Here is a 17,913-nt window from a genome sequence, read left to right as displayed (position 1 = left end):
GAATACGGCTTTCGCCATGTTTGGAAAGCCGGTCTTGCGGCTTCTTCGCAGCGCAAAGCCTTGCCGCGCGGGCGCGCATCTTCTAAGACTGCGCCAGATTTTGACCGAGAGACACGGATCCCATGAGCGACAAGAAGAAAAAGAAGCCGCAGAAACTGAAGGCCCGCCTGCCGCGCGGCTTTGTCGACCGCTCGGCCGCCGATATCCGAGCCACCGAGGAAATGACGGCGAAGATCAAGGCGGTCTACGAGAATTACGGCTTCGATCCGGTGGAAACGCCGCTGTTCGAATATACCGACGCGCTGGGCAAATTCCTGCCCGACCAGGACCGCCCGAACGAGGGCGTGTTCTCGCTGACCGATGATGACGAGCAGTGGATGAGCCTGCGCTACGACCTGACGGCTCCGCTCGCCCGCCATGTCGCGGAGAATTTCAACGACATCCAGCTTCCCTACCGCACCTATCGCGCCGGCTACGTTTTCCGCAACGAGAAACCCGGCCCCGGCCGCTTCCGCCAGTTCATGCAGTTCGACGCCGACGTCGTCGGCGCGCCGCATGTTCGTACGGACGCTGACATGTGTATGCTTATGGCGGACACCATGCAGGCGCTAGGTTTAGATGGACAGTATGTTATCCGCGTGAACAACCGGAAGGTGTTGGACGGAGTGTTAGAAGCTATCGGCCTTAACGGGGCAGAAGATGCCTTGAAAAGGCTAACTGTTCTTCGGGCTGTCGATAAGTTGGATAAATTCGGCGTCGAAGGCGTCAAGTTGCTTCTTGGTGAGGGACGTAAAGACGAGTCGGGAGATTTTACAAAAGGCGCAGGCCTTACATCCGAGGAAATTGAGAAATTCGAGTTTATATTCGCTTGCTTTGAGGGGCGCACCGCTGCCTTTTACACCGAGGACCCCCGTAGGCCCTCATACCGAGTCCCATCTGAGGAAGACATAGAAAACGCTGAGCGGGCACGCGAAGGCATATATTCTATGCCATTGGGAGTAATCAGGGCTGCGTTCCAGACGTTTGGAGGGGATGCGGACGCCACTGTTAGTGGCTTCGAAGGCTATAATGAGCTGCTCGAAATGGCGACTCTTTTCAGGGCGGCGGGATATGAAAGTCGCATCAAGATCGATCCCTCCGTCGTCAGAGGCCTCGAATACTACACCGGCCCCGTCTACGAAGCCGAACTCACCTTCGACGTCACCAATGAAAAGGGCGAAAAGGTCGTGTTCGGCTCGGTCGGCGGTGGCGGGCGGTATGATGGGCTGGTGTCGCGCTTCATGGGCCAGCCGGTTCCTGCGACGGGCTTTTCCATTGGCGTGTCGCGGCTGATGACGGCGCTGAAGAATCTCGGCAAGCTCGGCGCGTCCGAGATCATCGAGCCGGTGCTCGTCACCGTCATGGATGGCGATGCCGAGGCCATGGGCCGCTACCAGAAGATGACGCAGGAGCTGCGCGCAGCCGGCATCCGCGCCGAGATGTATCAGGGCAACTGGAAGAAATTCGGCAACCAGCTCAAATATGCCGACCGCCGCGGCTGCCCCATTGCCATCATCCAGGGCGGTGATGAGCGCTCACAAGGCGTCGTCCAGATCAAGGACCTGATCGAGGGCAAGCGCTTGTCCGGCGAGATCGAGGACAATGCCGAATGGCGCGAGGCCCGCGTGGCGCAGGAAACCGTGCCGGAAGGCGATCTGGTGGCAAAGGTGCGCGCCATGCTGGACGCGCAGGCGGAGGATCGGCAGCGGGCCGGGTAACTGAGCCGGGGGCAGGTAGATGCTCTCATAATCTCCCCCCTTGAGGGGGAGATGCCCCGACAGGGGCAGAGGGGGGTGAAGCTCCCCGACAGATTCAGAACTGGCAGCCAGCGCTCCATGCCCCCTCTGTCGCGTTCGCGACATCTCCCCCTCAAGGGGGGAGATTGTCTGGTGGGCATGCTCGCCCATGGAGCCATCGCATCCGCAGGGGCAGATGCCATTCTCACAAGGGGAAGCCGCCATGCTGAAATCCATCCACCACATCCAGCTCGCCATGCCCGAGGGCCGGGAAGACGAGGCGCGGGCGTTTTATCAAGGCGTGCTTGGCGTGCCGGAGGCGGAGAAGCCTGACAATCTGAAGGCGCGCGGCGGGTGCTGGTTCGAGCGCGAAGAATTGCGCATTCATCTCGGCGTCGAGAAGGAATTCCGGCCCGCGAAAAAGGCGCATCCGGCTTATCTGGTCGATGATGTCGCGGCGATTGCTGCGGCGGTGGAAAAGGCGGGTTACGTGGTGAAACCGGACGCGCCGCTTGAGGGCTTCCTGCGGACCTATGTTTATGATCCTTTCGGCAACCGGATCGAACTGATGCAGGTTTTGGGCTGAAGCGGGCCGCAATCGTTGACTTTTGCCGCAAAGGATGGTCATCGGATGCACCAACGTGAATGATGATGGGACAATGATGCCGTCCACCAGCCTGCCGGATTGCGCCGCCGCGATCCTTTCCGTCTTTGCCGCGCGCGAAACGGTCCTGACCGATACGCCGCTGATCCAGCCCGCCGCGCCGTTTCTGGACATGACCGGCGAGGCGCTGCGCCGCCGCATCTTCATGACCGAGAGCGAGACGGGCGAGAGCCTGTGCCTGCGTCCGGAATTCACCATCCCCGTCTGCCGCCGTCACATCGCCGAAAATGCCGGCACGCCGATGCGCTATGCCTATTGCGGCATGGTGTTCCGCCAGGCGCGCGAGGACGGGGCGGACGAGTTCTTCCAGGCGGGTATCGAGGATCTCGGCACGGCGGATGTCGCCGCCGCCGATGCCCGCGCCATCGCCGATGCGTGGGAAGCGCTTGGCGCCTGCCTTCCGGGCGAGCCTCTTGCCGTCACGCTCGGCGACCAGGCGATCTTCGAAGCCGTGGTGCGCGCGCTCGGCCTTCCCGGCGGCTGGCAGAAGCGGCTGATCCAGGCCTTCGGCAACCACGCCCGGCTTGAGGCGCTTCTGGAAACGCTTGCCCGCCCGCAGCCCGTTTCCGGCCTCGACCGTCGCGTCGCCGCCTTTCTGGCCGATGGCGACGAGACGGGGCTGGTTGCCCATATCGACGAGACCATGCAGGCCACCGGCTATTCCACCAATGCCAGTCGCAGCCCGGAAGAGATCGCACGGCGGCTGAAGGAGAAGCTGGCGCTTTCCGTCACCAGCCTCGATGCCGATGCGCTGGAGGCGCTGACGAGCTTTCTGTCGCTCGAAATCGGTCTTGACGCGGCATCGTCCGAACTTGCCGCCTTCTCGGCAAAATTCGATCTCGACATCGGCGCGGCGATCGGCGCGTTCGAGGCCCGCATCGCGGCGCTTGCGGCGGCGGGCGTCGATGTGGCTGCGATCACCTATCGCGCCGCCTTCGGCCGGCCGCTCGACTACTATACCGGGCTTGTTTTCGAGATCGCCGAGGCCGGTGAACGCGGCGCGCTTCTGGCCGGTGGCGGACGCTATGACCGGCTTCTGACGCTTCTCGGCGCCAGCGACCATATTCCCGCCGTCGGCTTTTCGCTGTGGCTCGACCGGATCGAACGCGCCGGAGGAAAAACATGACCGTCACCATTGCGCTGCCCTCCAAGGGCCGGATCAAGGAAGGCGCGGAACAGGCGCTCGAAAGGGCGGGCTTTCCGGTCGAGACCAATGGCAATGACCGCTCCTATCGCGGCCAGGTGCGCGGCCGGCCGGATATCGAGATCGCCTTTCTCTCGGCGTCCGAGATTTCGCGCGAGGTCGGCAATGGCGCGGTGGATTTCGGGGTTACCGGCGAGGATGTGGTGCGCGAGAACGTGGCGGACGCCGATGCCCGGGTGGAGTTCGTCTCCCGGCTAGGCTTCGGCCAGGCCGATGTGGTCGTGGCCGTCCCGGAAATATGGCTCGATGTCGACACCATGGCCGATCTCAATGACGTGGCGTCCGAATTCCGCAGCCGTCACGGCCGCCGTCTGGCGATCGCGACGAAGTTCTGGCGGTTGACGCAGCAGTTCTTCACCGCCAAGCATGGCATCCAGCTCTATCGCATTGTCGAGAGCCTCGGGGCGACGGAAGGCGCGCCCATGGCCGGCCAGGCCGATATCATCGTCGATATCACTTCCACCGGCTCGACGCTCAGAGCCAACCACCTGAAGATTCTCGCCGACGGGGTGATCCTCAAATCGGAGGCCTGCTTCGTGCGCGCGAAAAAACCGTCGCATGAGAGCGATCCGGTGATCGGCGAAATTCTCGCCGCGATGCGTGGGTAAGGGGTGACGCAACCCCTTGTTGCCAGGGACGCGATTGTTCCACCGATATATGGTGACGATTCAGCGGAATCGTCATTTTTTGGTCCGGACGACACTTTTTTGCCATTTTAATGACAAGCATGGGCTTGCGAAATTCCCCCGCACTGCACATCTGGCACTTAACCGCAAAACATTTTCAGGAGCGTCCATGTCACGCTTGTCCGATTTCCCGATCACCCAGAAATGGCCGCCGAAAGACCCGGACGTCATTCAGCTCTATTCGCTTCCGACCCCCAATGGCGTGAAGATTTCGATCGCGCTTGAGGAGCTTGAACTGCCCTATGAGGCGCATCGCGTATCCTTCGGCACGGACGACCAGATGTCGCCGGAGTTTCTGTCGCTGAACCCCAACAACAAGATCCCTGCGATCATCGACCCGCACGGTCCCGACGATACGCCGGTCGGCCTGTTCGAATCCGGCGCGATCCTGCTTTACCTTGCCGAGAAGACCGGCAGGCTGATCCCAAACGACCCGATCGGCCGCTATGAGACGATCCAGTGGGTGATGTTCCAGATGGGCGGCGTCGGGCCGATGTTCGGCCAGTTTGGCCATTTCTACAAATATGCCGCCGACAAGGTCGCCAACAATCCCTATCCGGTCGAGCGCTACAAGAAGGAAGTCCGCCGGCTCCTCGGCGTTCTGGAAGGCCGTCTGCGCGATCGCAAATTCATCATGGGCGAGGATTATTCGGCCTATTCGATCGCCGATATCGCTCTCTTTCCCTGGGTGCGCGGCCTGTCGGTCGGCTATGACGCGGCCGATGTGCTGCAGCTTTCCGATTTCAAGTCTGTCTCCGCCTGGGTAGAGCGCTGCTCGGATCGTCCCGCCAGCGTCAAGGGCTTTACGGTTCCCGCCGAAGCCTGAGGCAGGGCGCGGAAAACGTAAACACGCAAAAGCGCGGTCGATCGGCCGCGCTTTTTCATTGGCTGCCCATTCTTTGTCAGGAACCGTTTAGCGCGGCACCGCGTTTCTTCGTCACAAAAGCAAACATGCTTTCAAAACGAGGAGATCCGAACATGACCAAGACACTGGACGACCTGTTTCTCGACACGCTGAAAGACATCTATTTCGCCGAACGCCAAATCGTGAAGGCGCTGCCGAAAATGGCGCGCGCGGCGCAATCCGAAGACCTTGCCGAGGCCTTCCGCAACCACAAGGAAGAGACCGAAGGCCAGATCGAGCGCCTGCAGCAGGTCTTCGAACTGCTCGGCAAGCCCGCCCGCGGCAAGACCTGCGAGGCGATCCAGGGCATTATCGAAGAAGGCGAGGAGATCATCGAGGATTTCAAGGATACGCCCGCTCTCGATGCCGGTCTCATTTCCGCCGCCCAGGCCGTGGAACATTACGAGATGGCCCGCTACGGCACGCTGATCGCCTGGGCGAAGCAGCTCGACAAGAAGGAGGTCGCCAAGCTTCTGGAAGAGACTTTCGAGCAGGAGTCGACGGCCGATCTCGAGCTCTCCAAACTTGCGGAGAAATCGCTGAACGCGCATGCGAAAGCGGCCTGAGGCTTCCGACGGGCCGAGTATGGGAAAGGGCGGCCCGGCCGCCCTTTTTCACGTATGGGGCTTTCGAAAGGCCGCGAGGTCAGAATTTGAAGCCGATGCCAGCCATCAGGCTTGCCTGGCTGAGCTTGCTGTCGGGCAGGCCCGGAATACCCGTTGCCTGGGTGATGATGTCGGTTGAGCCGTAGTCGCTGTAGCTAGCCTTCAGCCGGGCGAAGACGTTGTCGCTGATCGCATAGTCGATGCCGCCGCCGAGCGTCCAGCCGTTCATGACCTCGTCATAGCTCATACCGGTCAGCGAGAAGGAGCCCTCAAGCCGCGTTGCGGCCCAGCCGCCGGAGGCGAAGACCAGAAGGCGATCGAAGGCATAGCCGACGCGGCCTTCTACGCTCGCCCGCCATTCTGTCCCGAAGGTCACGCTCTGGCCGTTCAGCATCGGGTAGGGCGAAACGATGGTGTAGGAATTGTCGTTCCAGTTATAGCCGAACGATCCGTCGATGCCGACCACGACATGGTTTTCAAGCTGATGGGAATACCCGGCAAAGAAGGCCGCAGCGCCGCCATCGGCGCTCTCCGTCTTGGTGCCGGTGAAGAGGTCGTTCGGCACTTCACCCGCAAGCCAGCCATAGCCGCCCTCCGCGCCGAAATAGGCGCCTGTCCAGTCGTAGGCGGCCGGTGCCTGCGGAACCGGTGCAACCATCGGATCGGCGGCTTGAGCAGACGTCGCGGCCGCAGCGGCGACAAGCGCCAGAAGATATGCTTTCATCTTGAGAGTTCACCCTGCATGTTTTGTGTCGCGGCGGCGGGCACGCGCGGTCTGTTCCCGAAACGCGGAATGAAACGCCATGCCTGTTCGCAGCTTGCCTTGAAGATCATCAGTTTCAGCAGGTGTCCGGTCCTTCCGCAACCAAATATTAAAGTTTGCTCATGTTTTTTGGCGGATGTCGTCTTTCCGTTTGAAAGCGCAAAGAAAAAGGCGCCTCGAAAGGCGCCTTTTCCAAATTTCGATTGGTCGAGCTGGGCGCTCGGCAACCAGGCTTTCGCCTGATTTAATCATGCCGCCAGTTCAGCGCGCTTGCCGCGCTGAACCATCCGGGATCATGGGCGTGCTGTTCCGTAATCAGGCTTTCGCCTGATTACATCATGCCGCCCATGCCGCCCATTCCACCCATGCCGCCCATGTCGGGCATGCCGCCGCCGGCCGATTCCTTCTTCGGCGCTTCGGCGATCATGGCTTCGGTGGTGATCAGCAGCGATGCAACCGAGGCTGCGTCCTGCAGGGCCGTGCGGACAACCTTGACCGGGTCGACGATACCCATGGCGATCATGTCGCCATATTCGCCGGTCTGGGCGTTCCAGCCGTAGTTGAAGTCGCTGTTCTCAAGGATCTTGCCGACAACGATCGAGGCTTCGTCACCGGTGTTGGTGACGATCTGGCGGGCCGGAGCCTGCAGAGCGCGACGAACGATGGCGATGCCGGCGTCCTGATCGGCGTTCTCGCCCTTGGACTTGACGGCAGCGGAGGCACGCAGCAGGGCTACGCCGCCGCCGGGAACGATGCCTTCCTGAACGGCCGCGCGGGTTGCGTTCAGGGCGTCATCGACGCGGTCCTTCTTTTCCTTGACTTCGACTTCCGTGGCGCCGCCAACGCGGATCACGGCCACGCCGCCGGCGAGCTTGGCAAGACGTTCCTGCAGCTTCTCGCGGTCGTAGTCGGAGGTGGTTTCCTCGATCTGGGCCTTGATCTGGGCAACGCGCGCCTCGATGTCGGCCTTCTGGCCGGCGCCGTCGACGATCGTGGTGTTTTCCTTGGTGATCGAGACCTTCTTGGCCGTGCCGAGCATGTCGAGGGTAACATTCTCGAGCTTGATGCCGAGATCTTCGGAGATCACCGTGCCGCCCGTCAGGATGGCGATGTCTTCGAGCATGGCCTTGCGGCGATCGCCGAAGCCAGGCGCCTTGACGGCAGCAATCTTCAGGCCGCCGCGCAGCTTGTTGACGACGAGCGTTGCAAGCGCTTCGCCTTCGACGTCTTCAGCGATGATGAGGAGCGGCTTGTTGGACTGTACGACCGATTCCAGAACCGGCAGCATGGCCTGCAGGTTGGAAAGCTTCTTTTCGTGCAGCAGGATGTAGCAGTCTTCCAACTCGGCAACCATCTTCTCGGAGTTGGTCACGAAGTAGGGCGACAGGTAGCCGCGGTCGAACTGCATGCCTTCGACAACTTCCAGTTCGGTTTCGGCGGTCTTGGCTTCTTCAACCGTGATCACGCCTTCATTGCCGACCTTCTGCATGGCGGCGGCGATGTCTTCGCCGATCTGCTTTTCGCCGTTGGCGGAGATCGTGCCGACCTGGGCAACCTCAGCCGAGGTGTTGATCTTCTTGGCCTTGGCGACGAGTTCCTTGGCGACTTCGGCAACGGCGAGGTCGATACCGCGCTTGACGTCCATCGGGTTCATGCCGGCAGCAACGGCCTTAGAACCTTCTTTGACGATGGCCTGGGCCAGAACGGTCGCCGTGGTGGTGCCGTCACCGGCATTGTCGTTGGTCTTCGAAGCAACTTCGCGGACCATCTGGGCGCCCATGTTTTCGAACTTGTCTTCAAGTTCGATTTCCTTGGCGACCGAAACACCGTCCTTGGTGATGCGCGGAGCGCCGAAGGACTTTTCGATAACAACGTTACGACCCTTGGGGCCGAGCGTGACCTTTACAGCGTTTGCGAGAATGTCGACGCCGTCGAGCATCTTTTCGCGGGCCGTGCGGCCGAATTTGACTTCTTTGGCAGCCATTTGAAAACTCCTGGTTTATCAAACCTTGATGGGCTCAAAAGCCCGGCTGAATGGAATGGTAAGCGTCAGGGATGACCGCCGATCAGGCGACAACACCCATGATGTCGGCTTCCTTCATGATCAGAAGGTCTTCGCCGTCGAGCTTGACCTCGGTGCCCGACCACTTGCCGAACAGAACGCGGTCGCCGACCTTGACGTCGAGCGCGACAACGTTGCCGCTATCGTCACGTGCGCCGTTGCCGACGGCGACGATTTCGCCTTCCTGCGGCTTTTCCTTGGCGCTGTCGGGGATGATGATGCCACCCTTGGTCTTTTCCTCGGACTCAACGCGACGTACGACGACGCGGTCGTGCAGGGGGCGGAAAGAAATGCTTGCCATTGTCTGTACCCTCGATCAAATGACATTCGCAGCCGCTTGACGCGGCCACCTGGATAAGTGTTAGCACTCTCACTGGGTGAGTGCTAATGGCGGAGATTTAGGAGGTGGGATGCGGCGTGTCAAGAAATCGGCAAAAGATTTTTTTGCCTGGCCGGCGGGAGACCGTACGCCGTGGATGGCGCCCTTCATACAGGCTTTACGTCGCGACGATAACCCGTAGGCGCTAAATTCGACCGGAATGCGAGGAGATTGTGACGGAAGCCGCCGATTGCAACACAAAACCGAGTTTTGGCGAACTGGTCGCAGTCTTTGCCCGCATCGGCTGCCTGTCCTTCGGCGGTCCGGCCGGCCAGATCGCGCTGATGCACCGGATCGTGGTCGAGGAGAAGCGCTGGCTTAAGGAAGACCGTTATCTCCACGCGCTGAACTATTGCATGCTGTTGCCGGGCCCGGAGGCCCAGCAGCTTGCCACCTATATCGGCTGGCTGCTCTTCGGCGCGCGCGGCGGCGTGGCGGCGGGCCTGCTGTTCGTGGTGCCGGGCCTCGTCGTCATCATCGGCCTTGCCGGTCTCTATGCGGCCCTTGCCGACACATCCTGGCTCGAGGCGGTGTTCACCGGGCTGAAGGCGGCGGTTCTCGCCATCGTCATCCAGGCGCTCTGGCGCATGGCGAAGAAATCGCTCAAAGGGCCGGTCTCGGTGGCGTTCGCCGTCATTGCCTTCGTGGCGTTGTTCGTGTTCGGCATTGCCTTTCCGCTTGTCTTGCTTGCCGCCGGCATCGCCGGCTATTTCCTCATGCGCGGCAGCCCCGATCCGGGCGCGGAGGATGAAGAGCCCGCGCCGACCCGGCAGAAGAAGGGCATGCGCGCGATCGCCACGATTTCCGTGTGGACATTCGTCTGGCTCTTGCCCCTTGGCATTCTCGCCGGTCTCGGCGGAGCCGGGACGCTCACCGAGATCTTCGGCTTCTTCGTCAAGGTGGCGCTGTTCTCCTTCGGCGGCGCCTATGCCGTGCTCTCCTATGTCGCGCAGGAGGCTGTGACGACCTATCACTGGCTGACGCCCGCCGAAATGCTGGACGGCCTGGCGCTGGCGGAGACCACGCCGGGGCCCTTGGTTCTCGTTCTCTGTTTCGTCGGCTTTCTCGGCGCCTATGCCGCGCCCGCCTTCGCCGCGCCGTTCGTCTCCGGCATCATCGGCGCTTTCCTCACGGCCTGGGCGATCTTCGTGCCGAGCTTCGTCTTCATCTTCGCCGGCGCGCCGTTCATCGAGGATCTGAGAAAGAACCCGGCGCTTTCGGGCGCCATGGCCGGCATCGGCGCGGCGATCGTCGGGGTCATCGCCAACCTGTCGCTCTGGTTTGCGCTGCATGTCATGTTCGACCATGTCGGTCGTATCGAACTCTTTGCCCTGCCGCCCCTGATCGACGCCGGGCCGGTCTGGCCGGTGTGGTCGAGCCTGCATGTCTGGTCGCTGCTGTTGAGCCTTGTTGCCGCCATTGCCCTTTTCGCGTTCCGCATCGGCGTTGTGCCGCTTCTTCTGGGCGCAGGGCTTGCGGGGCTTGCCATTGCCAGCTGGTTATGACCAATAGGGCCGCAAGACCCGCCTTCAACCGACCTTTCCAAACCAAAAGGACACGCCATGCCCCGTTTGATCCCCGCCCTCAGCGCGCTCTATGCCGATTACGACATCGTGCTCTGCGACGTCTGGGGCGTGCTCCACAACGGGGTTGCGGCCTTTCCGGCGGCCCGGCAGGCGCTGAAGGATGCGCGCGCGGCCGGCAAGACGGTGATCCTGCTCACCAATTCGCCCCGGCTTTCGCCCGCCGTCGTCGAGCAGCTTGCGGCCCTTGAAATCTATGATGAAAGCTATGACGCGATCGTCACCTCCGGCGACGTGACAAAGACGCTCGTTGCCGAGGGGCCGCGCAAGCTCTTCCATCTCGGTCCGAAGCGCGACACCGGCCTGATCGACGGAACCGGCGCGGAACTGGTCGGCGAAACGGCGGCCGAGGGCATTCTGTGCACCGGCTTCTTCGACGACGAGACCGAGACCCCGGAAGACTACCGCGACATGCTCCTCGGCTTCCAGACGCGCGGCGCGCCGCTGATCTGCGCCAATCCGGATCTTGTCGTCACCCGCGGTGACCGGCTGATCCCCTGCGCCGGCGCGCTTGCCGCCCTTTATGAAGAGCTCGGCGGCGAGACCCGCATTGCCGGCAAGCCGCACACGCCGATCTACGAGGCGGCGATGGCGACGGCCCGTACGCTTCTCGGCGACGTTGACAAGGCCCGCGTCCTTGCCATCGGCGACGGCATGCCGACCGATGTGAAGGGCGCGCTCGACTACGGTCTCGACCTCCTGTTCATCGCCGAAGGCATTCATGCGGGTGACTACACGGTCGACGGAACGGTTGACGAAGCGTCGCTCGATCGGTTCTTGACGGAGCGGAACGCAGAGCCGAAATACTGGATGCCCGACCTCGCCTGAGGTCGGTCGCATTCATCTGGAAGCTGAACATGACCGTATTTCACCGCAACGAGTTTCGTGAACCCCTGCCATCCGAACTGAAGGGCGGGGTGGTGGCCATCGGCAATTTCGACGGCGTGCATCGCGGTCATCAAAGCGTGCTGGGGCGCGCGCTCTCGCTTGCCGAGGAGCGCGGCGTGCCGGCGCTGGTGCTGACCTTCGAACCGCATCCGCGTTCCGTCTTCAATCCCAAGACGCCGGTCTTCAGGCTGACGCCGGCGCCGATGAAGGCGCGCCTGCTGGAGGCGATGGGCTATCACGCCGTCATCGAATATCCCTTCGACCGGACCTTCTCGCAGCGCTCGCCCGAGGAATTCGTCTCCACCGTGCTGATCGACTGGCTGGCGGCCAGCGAGGTCGTCACCGGTTTCGACTTCCATTTCGGCCGCAACCGCGAGGGCGGCCCGGCCTATCTGATGCAGGCGGGCAAGCGCCACGGTTTCGGCGTCACGCTGATGGATGCCTTCCGCGACGAGAATGCCGAGGTCGTCTCCTCCAGCCGCATCCGCGATCTTCTGACCCGCGGCGAGGTGGTGGAGGCGTCCGGCCTTCTCGGCTATCGCTACACGGTCTCCGGCGAAGTTATCCATGGCGAGAAACTTGGCCGCACGCTGGGCTTTCCGACGGCCAACATGGCGTTCGATCCCGACGCCAAGCTTCGCCCCGGCATCTATGCCGTGCGCTATCGTCGTCCTGACGGCACGCTGCATGACGGGGTGGCGAGCTTCGGCCGCCGCCCGACCGTGGTGGAGGACGGACGGCCGTTGCTCGAGACCTATATCTTCGACTTCAAGGGCGATCTTTATGGCGAGACCGGTTCCGTCTCTCTCTTCGGCCGCCTGCGCGACGAGCTGAAGTTCAACGGGCTGGAGGCCCTCGTCGCCCAGATGCACCGCGATGCCGATCAGGCGCGGGCGCTGCTGTCGGCCGTTCAGCCCTTCTCGCCGCTCGACGCAAAGATCGCCTTCTGAATTTGACGCTCAGGCCGTCTCCGCCGCCGTCAGCGCGGAATGTGGATGCTCTCCCGGATATGTTTCAGCGAGACGACGATGGTGAAGGTCATGATCACCAGCAGCGTCCAGGAACTCCATTTGCCGAGATGCACGGTCGACCATGCGCCGATCTGGTCCGGATATTGCCAGATGGCGAAGAAGGTCGAGATGTTTTCCGCAAGCCAGATGAAGAAGCCGATGAGGATGAAGGCAAGCAGCATCGGCATCTTCCGGTCGCGGTCATAGGGGCGGAAGACCACCGTTGCCCGCGCGTAAAGCCCGATGGCGAGCGCCGCGATATACCAGCGATAATCGCCGATGAAATGATGGGTGAAGAAATTTGCGTAGATCAGCAGCGCCACCAGAGCGGCCATCCAGTAGGGCGGATGGTGCAGGATGCGCACCTGAAGTATGCGCCAGGCCTGGATGATATAGCTGCCGACGGCGGCATACATGAAGCCGGAGAACATCGGCACGCCGAAAAGCTTGGTATAGGCGAAATCCGGATAGGACCAGGACTGGATCGCGCCGGACGTCTTGAACACTTCGAGCGCGAAGCCGACGACGTGAAACAGGCAGATCGCCCGGAACTCGTCCCAGGTCTCCAGCCCGAGCCGGATCATGGCGAACTGGATCGCAAGCGCGATGACCAGCAGCACGTCATAGCGCGGCAGTCCCAGGAAACCCTCGCGCGGTACGATGAAGATCGAAACGAAGAATAGGCCGGCAAACAGGCAGGCCCGCGCCTCCTTGAGGCCGAAGAACAGGAACTCGACGGCGAAGCGGCGGATGCCGGTCAGCGCCGGGGCCGGATCGATATTCGTCAGCCATGAGTCGAGCGTGCCGATCAACGGCGGCGAGGCGGCTTTGTGCACCGGAAGGCCCTTGTTGCTGTTTCCCTTCCGCGAAACTAGCGGGCGCTATGCGGCGAAAGCATGGCGTCTATCTTGCGGGCTTCACGCCCGCCTGCATCCGCGCCGCCTTCTTCCGCGCGCGCTTGCGCTCCATCAGCTTCGGGCGGATGAGGCGATAGCCGAGGAGGAGCACGCAGACGGCGATGTAGAACATGATCTCCGGGCCGATCACTTTCCGGCCCATGGCGAAGTGCAGCGTGCCGAGCGCGGCGATGAGGTAGACCAGCCTGTGCAGGCGGATCCAGTTCTGCTTCAGGGTCCGGATCGCCCAGTTGCTGGAGGTCAGCGCCAGCGGGATGAGGAGTACGAGCGCGATCATGCCGAAGGTGATGAACGGCCGCTTGATGACGTCTTCCACCACGACGGAAAGGTTCATCTGCTGGTCGAGCACCAGATAGACCAGGAAATGGAAGACGACGTAATAGAAGCCGAGCAGGCCGAGCGCGCGCCGGTAGCGCATGAGGTTGATGCCGGCGAGATCGCGCAGCGGCGTGACGCACAGCGTCAAAAGGATGAAGCGCAGCGCCCAGATGCCGAGCAGGTGCTCGAAGGTCTTGACCGGATCGACGCCGAGATTGTTGGTCGCGCCGAGGTAAAAATACCAGACGGCCGGGAGAAGCCCGACGGCATAGAGCGCCCAGACGGAGGCGGGGCGCCACCAGGCGACGCCGGATGATTTGGCTTTGGTTGGGGCCATGTCTCGCTCTGCCGGCCTAGTAATACTTCGCAAGGTCCATGCCGGCGTAAAGGCTTGCCACCTCGTCGCCGTAACCGTTGAACATCAGTGTGTCGATGCGCTTGCCGCCGCCGAAGAGGCCGCCATCCTCGCCGATGACGCGCTCGGTGGCCTGGCTCCAGCGCGGATGCGGCACATTCGGGTTCACATTGGCGTAAAAGCCGTATTCGTTCGGCTGCAGCAGGTTCCAGCTATTGGGCGGCTGGGTATCGGTCAGCGTGATCTTCGTGATCGACTTGATGCCCTTGAAGCCGTATTTCCACGGCACCACAAGGCGCATCGGTGCGCCGGACTGGTTCAGCAGCGTCTTGCCGTAAAGCCCGACGGCGATGATGGTGAGCGGGTGATTGGCCTCATCCAGCCTGAGCCCCTCCACATAGGGCCAGGGCATGGGCTGGCCGAAACCGCTCTGGCCGGGCATTTCCTTCGGCCGCACGACGCCCTCGAAGGCGACGTATTTCGCCGAACCGGTCGGCTCGGCCATGTCGATGATCGATTTCAGCGGAATGCCGACCCAGGGGATGACCATCGACCAGGCTTCGACGCAGCGCATGCGGTAGACGCGGTCTTCCAGCGGAAACTTGGTCATCAGCGTTTCGATATCGACGGTCTGCGGCTTCTGCACCATGCCGCCGATCTCGAAGGTCCAGGGATAGGGCTGGAACCTGCCGGAATTCCTGGACGGATCGGCCTTGCCCGTGCCGAATTCGTAGAAGTTGTTGTAGTTGGTCACGTCCTCGAAGCTCGTTTCCGCGCGCTTCGGCTTTGGGAAGGGGCCGGGCACCGTCTTCAGCGCCTCTGCCTGAGTGAGCGTCGCCGCGTTCGCCTCGCCGCTGCCCGCGCCCGTGACGAAGGTTGCGCCGGCGGCAAGGCCCGCGGCCAGAAGCGTGCGCCGCTTCAGATAGATGTGCTCCGGCGTGATTTCAGAGGACGGAATGTGCGGCGGCTTGTATGCTGGCATGATCTCTGCCTCCCGAATTGGCATTCATGACGCTATACGTCGGAAGATCGCCGATAGTTTCCTCCTTCACAATAAACATCTGAACCACATTTTCGTGTACGGGGCGTGAGAGGCCCTTGAATTGATGTCCGCACACAACCGTACCGGAGAGTACCATTTTCGCCCCAAGCGATAGTGACAGGCCCCGTGATTTGCGTTACGACACACTCAATACGGCGGATTTTCGCCCGAAAAGGGCTGTACGGAGAAGAGGAGCTCCCGTACCGACGCCCGTTTTTTTTGGAAAGGAAGACCCATGCCAGCCTATCGTTCCAGAACGACGACCCATGGACGCAACATGGCCGGCGCGCGCGGTCTCTGGCGCGCGACCGGCATGAAGGAAGGCGATTTCGGCAAGCCGATCATCGCCGTCGTCAACTCGTTCACCCAGTTCGTGCCGGGGCACGTGCATCTGAAGGATCTCGGTCAGCTTGTCGCCCGCGAGATCGAGGCGGCCGGCGGCGTTGCCAAGGAATTCAACACCATCGCCGTCGATGACGGCATCGCCATGGGCCATGACGGCATGCTCTATTCGCTGCCGTCGCGCGAGATCATCGCCGACAGCGTCGAATACATGGTCAACGCGCATTGCGCCGATGCCATGGTCTGCATCTCCAACTGCGACAAGATCACCCCCGGCATGCTGATGGCCTCGCTGCGCCTCAATATTCCGACGATCTTCGTTTCCGGAGGCCCGATGGAGGCCGGCAAGGTGGTGCTGAACGGCAAGGAACAGGCGCTTGACCTGGTCGACGCCATGGTCGCCGCCGCCGATGACCGGATTTCCGACGCCGATGTTCAGTCGATCGAGCGCTCGGCCTGCCCGACCTGCGGCTCATGTTCCGGCATGTTCACCGCCAATTCGATGAACTGTCTGACGGAAGCGCTTGGTCTGTCGTTGCCGGGCAATGGCTCGACGCTTGCCACCCACGCCGATCGCCGCCGCCTCTTCGTTGAGGCCGGCCACCAGATCGTCGACATCACCCGTCGCTATTACGAGCAGGAGGACGAAAACGTCCTGCCGCGCAAAATCGCCGGCAAGGCGGCCTTTGAAAACGCCATGACGCTGGACATCGCCATGGGCGGGTCCACCAATACCGTGCTGCACATTCTGGCGGCCGCGCACGAGGCCGAACTTGATTTCACGATGGACGACATTGACCGGCTGTCGCGCTACGTGCCGTGCCTGTGCAAGGTCGCGCCGGCCAAGAACGATGTCCATATGGAAGACGTCCATCGCGCCGGCGGCATCATGGCGATCCTTGGTGAGCTTGATCGGGCGGGCCTGATCAAGCGGGAAAGCCCGACGGTGCATTCGGCCACCATCGGCGACGCGATCGACCAGTGGGATATCGTGCGCACCAATTCGGAAAGCGTGCGCAATTTCTACATGGCGGCCCCCGGCGGCGTGCCGTCGCAGGAAGCGTTCTCGCAGAACCGCCGCTGGGCCGAGCTCGATCTCGACCGCGTGTCGGGCGCGATCCGCAATGCCGAGCATCCCTTCTCCAAGGATGGCGGGCTGGCCGTCCTGAAGGGCAATATCGCGCTCAATGGCTGCATCGTGAAGACGGCCGGCGTTGACGAGAGCATCCTGAAGTTCTCCGGTCCCGCCGTCGTTTTCGAAAGCCAGGACGCGGCGGTCAAGGGCATCCTCTCCAACGAGGTGAAGGCCGGCGACGTCGTCGTCATCCGTTACGAAGGGCCGAAGGGCGGGCCGGGCATGCAGGAAATGCTGTACCCGACCAGCTATCTGAAGTCGAAGGGCCTCGGCAAGGATTGCGCGCTGATCACCGATGGCCGCTTTTCGGGCGGCACGTCCGGTCTTTCCATCGGCCACGCCTCGCCGGAAGCGGCCAATGGCGGCGCCATCGGCCTCGTGCGCGACGGCGACATGATCGACATCGACATTCCCGGCCGCACCATCAATCTGCGCATTTCCCCGTCGGAGCTCGAAGCCCGCCGCAGCGCGCAGGACGAAAAGGGCTGGAAGCCGGAACAACCGCGCCGCCGCAAGGTGACGACGGCGCTCAAGGCCTACGCCGCGTTTGCCGCCAGCGCCGACAGGGGGGCGGTGCGGATCCTGCCGGAATAGGTAGGGGGAACGTCTACTTGGTAATTGACAGTATGTCGCACCCTATGTAGAGTTCTCTACATGAGTGACGATATTAGACTGACAAAGCAGACTCGGCGCGTGCTGTCGGCGATCCTTGAGCGACCATTTGATCGCTTCTCAGGTGCGGAAATAAGCAAGGCTACCGGATTGGCTTCCGGTAGCCTTTATCCAATTTTGATGCGACTTGAGCGGGCAGGCTGGCTTCATAGCGAATGGGAGGCGGGAGACCCCAAAGCTTTGGGGCGTCCGCGTCGACGTTATTATAAATTGTCCGCTGACGGCGCCAGACATTGTCGGCAAATAGCGTCTGAGTTCAGTCCAGCGGGGGAGGGACTTGTATGGGCGTGATTGCTCTAGTCTTCCTTGCGGTATTGACCCTTCTGGGAGGAGCCTTTTCCAATATTCTTGCGGAAGAGTTTCGCGCTTGGAATCCTTGGATCGTGCGTCGGGTCAAGAGTTTGGCTGTCGGAACACTTCCGCTTGAATTGCGAGAGCGGTATGACGAAGAATGGGATGCTTACTTGGCAGAAATTCCTGGCCATTTAGGCGGTGTGGACGGATTGCCGCAGTTTGAAGAAATGGGATTCCCCGGCTGAGCGTTGTCTGATTCATGGGATGTCGACTGATTGGAGGTCGACATGAGCACGAAGATGACAGAGGACGACT

General features: G+C 61.8%; 18 protein-coding genes. 12 read left to right on the top strand and 6 right to left on the bottom strand.

What is annotated here, in order from left to right; translation table 11 throughout:
- Positions 1 to 122 precede the first annotated feature (122 nt).
- From hisS to FF124_RS07370, 6 genes are all read left to right on the top strand, one after another.
- Positions 123 to 1,757 carry a histidine--tRNA ligase gene (gene hisS, locus FF124_RS07395; RefSeq protein ID WP_138747866.1) on the top strand — a complete coding sequence of 545 codons (1,635 nt, stop codon included), beginning with the start codon at positions 123 to 125 and terminating at the stop codon, positions 1,755 to 1,757.
- 241 nt (positions 1,758 to 1,998) lie between these two features.
- Complete coding sequence (locus tag FF124_RS07390) at positions 1,999 to 2,361, top strand: VOC family protein (protein WP_138747865.1); 363 nt, start codon at positions 1,999 to 2,001, stop codon at positions 2,359 to 2,361.
- Between the two features lie 76 nt (positions 2,362 to 2,437).
- Entirely contained in the window at positions 2,438 to 3,565 is a 1,128-nt protein-coding gene (locus FF124_RS07385) for an ATP phosphoribosyltransferase regulatory subunit (protein WP_138748184.1), read from the top strand.
- A complete protein-coding gene (gene hisG / locus FF124_RS07380; RefSeq protein WP_138747864.1) occupies positions 3,562 to 4,251 on the top strand; it encodes an ATP phosphoribosyltransferase in 690 nt (229 codons plus the stop codon). The genes FF124_RS07385 and hisG overlap by 4 nt, the downstream gene beginning before the upstream one ends.
- Positions 4,252 to 4,438: 187 nt before the next feature.
- Entirely contained in the window at positions 4,439 to 5,155 is a 717-nt protein-coding gene (locus FF124_RS07375; RefSeq protein ID WP_138747863.1) for a glutathione S-transferase N-terminal domain-containing protein, read from the top strand.
- A 152-nt stretch (positions 5,156 to 5,307) separates the two neighbouring features.
- Positions 5,308 to 5,799, top strand: coding sequence for a YciE/YciF ferroxidase family protein (locus tag FF124_RS07370; protein ID WP_138747862.1), 492 nt, complete (start codon positions 5,308 to 5,310; stop codon positions 5,797 to 5,799).
- 79 nt (positions 5,800 to 5,878) lie between these two features.
- Here FF124_RS07370 and FF124_RS07365 read toward each other — a convergent pair whose 3' ends face one another.
- The 3 genes from FF124_RS07365 to groES form a co-directional block, all read right to left on the bottom strand.
- The gene (locus FF124_RS07365) at positions 5,879 to 6,562 is read right to left on the bottom strand and encodes an outer membrane protein (protein WP_138747861.1); all 684 of its coding nucleotides are present in this window, start codon (positions 6,560 to 6,562) and stop codon (positions 5,879 to 5,881) included.
- 370 nt (positions 6,563 to 6,932) lie between these two features.
- Positions 6,933 to 8,585: a chaperonin GroEL gene (groL, locus tag FF124_RS07360; RefSeq protein WP_138747860.1), complete on the bottom strand. Its 1,653-nt coding sequence runs from the start codon at positions 8,583 to 8,585 to the stop codon at positions 6,933 to 6,935.
- 82 nt (positions 8,586 to 8,667) lie between these two features.
- A complete protein-coding gene (groES, locus tag FF124_RS07355) occupies positions 8,668 to 8,964 on the bottom strand; it encodes a co-chaperone GroES (protein WP_138747859.1) in 297 nt (98 codons plus the stop codon).
- 251 nt (positions 8,965 to 9,215) lie between these two features.
- Here groES and chrA point away from each other — a divergent pair, with 251 nt between their 5' ends.
- Genes chrA through FF124_RS07340 form a run of 3 tightly spaced genes read left to right on the top strand, consistent with a single transcriptional unit; the run spans position 9,216 to position 12,463 of the window.
- Positions 9,216 to 10,547, top strand: coding sequence for a chromate efflux transporter (gene chrA, locus FF124_RS07350; RefSeq protein ID WP_246072283.1), 1,332 nt, complete (start codon positions 9,216 to 9,218; stop codon positions 10,545 to 10,547).
- Between the two features lie 57 nt (positions 10,548 to 10,604).
- The gene (locus FF124_RS07345) at positions 10,605 to 11,453 is read left to right on the top strand and encodes a TIGR01459 family HAD-type hydrolase (RefSeq protein ID WP_138747857.1); all 849 of its coding nucleotides are present in this window, start codon (positions 10,605 to 10,607) and stop codon (positions 11,451 to 11,453) included.
- A 29-nt stretch (positions 11,454 to 11,482) separates the two neighbouring features.
- Positions 11,483 to 12,463, top strand: a complete 981-nt coding sequence (locus FF124_RS07340; RefSeq protein ID WP_138747856.1) for a bifunctional riboflavin kinase/FAD synthetase — start codon at positions 11,483 to 11,485, stop codon at positions 12,461 to 12,463.
- 29 nt (positions 12,464 to 12,492) lie between these two features.
- Here the strand turns inward: FF124_RS07340 and FF124_RS07335 are convergent, their stop codons facing one another.
- The 3 genes from FF124_RS07335 to msrP all read right to left on the bottom strand — a co-directional run bounded on the left by FF124_RS07335 (position 12,493) and on the right by msrP (position 15,095).
- Positions 12,493 to 13,335, bottom strand: coding sequence for a DUF817 domain-containing protein (locus tag FF124_RS07335; protein WP_246072332.1), 843 nt, complete (start codon positions 13,333 to 13,335; stop codon positions 12,493 to 12,495).
- 91 nt (positions 13,336 to 13,426) lie between these two features.
- Positions 13,427 to 14,095, bottom strand: coding sequence for a protein-methionine-sulfoxide reductase heme-binding subunit MsrQ (gene msrQ, locus FF124_RS07330; RefSeq protein WP_138747854.1), 669 nt, complete (start codon positions 14,093 to 14,095; stop codon positions 13,427 to 13,429).
- 16 nt (positions 14,096 to 14,111) lie between these two features.
- A complete protein-coding gene (gene msrP / locus FF124_RS07325; RefSeq protein ID WP_138747853.1) occupies positions 14,112 to 15,095 on the bottom strand; it encodes a protein-methionine-sulfoxide reductase catalytic subunit MsrP in 984 nt (327 codons plus the stop codon).
- A 295-nt stretch (positions 15,096 to 15,390) separates the two neighbouring features.
- On the opposite strand from msrP, the gene ilvD reads away from it, so the two are divergent.
- Genes ilvD through FF124_RS07310 form a run of 3 tightly spaced genes read left to right on the top strand, consistent with a single transcriptional unit; the run spans position 15,391 to position 17,843 of the window.
- Entirely contained in the window at positions 15,391 to 17,226 is a 1,836-nt protein-coding gene (ilvD, locus tag FF124_RS07320) for a dihydroxy-acid dehydratase (RefSeq protein WP_138747852.1), read from the top strand.
- A gap of 60 nt (positions 17,227 to 17,286) precedes the next feature.
- The gene (locus tag FF124_RS21020) at positions 17,287 to 17,595 is read left to right on the top strand and encodes a PadR family transcriptional regulator (protein WP_138747851.1); all 309 of its coding nucleotides are present in this window, start codon (positions 17,287 to 17,289) and stop codon (positions 17,593 to 17,595) included.
- A complete protein-coding gene (locus FF124_RS07310; RefSeq protein WP_138747850.1) occupies positions 17,586 to 17,843 on the top strand; it encodes a hypothetical protein in 258 nt (85 codons plus the stop codon). The genes FF124_RS21020 and FF124_RS07310 overlap by 10 nt, the downstream gene beginning before the upstream one ends.
- The last annotated feature ends 70 nt before the right edge of the window (positions 17,844 to 17,913 follow it).

Origin of the sequence: Martelella lutilitoris, from assembly GCF_005924265.1 — a bacterium.
In the GTDB taxonomy this organism is placed as follows: domain Bacteria; phylum Pseudomonadota; class Alphaproteobacteria; order Rhizobiales; family Rhizobiaceae; genus Martelella; species Martelella lutilitoris.
Note: the sequence above shows the minus strand (reverse complement) of the source record. Positions and strands in the feature narration are given on the sequence as shown.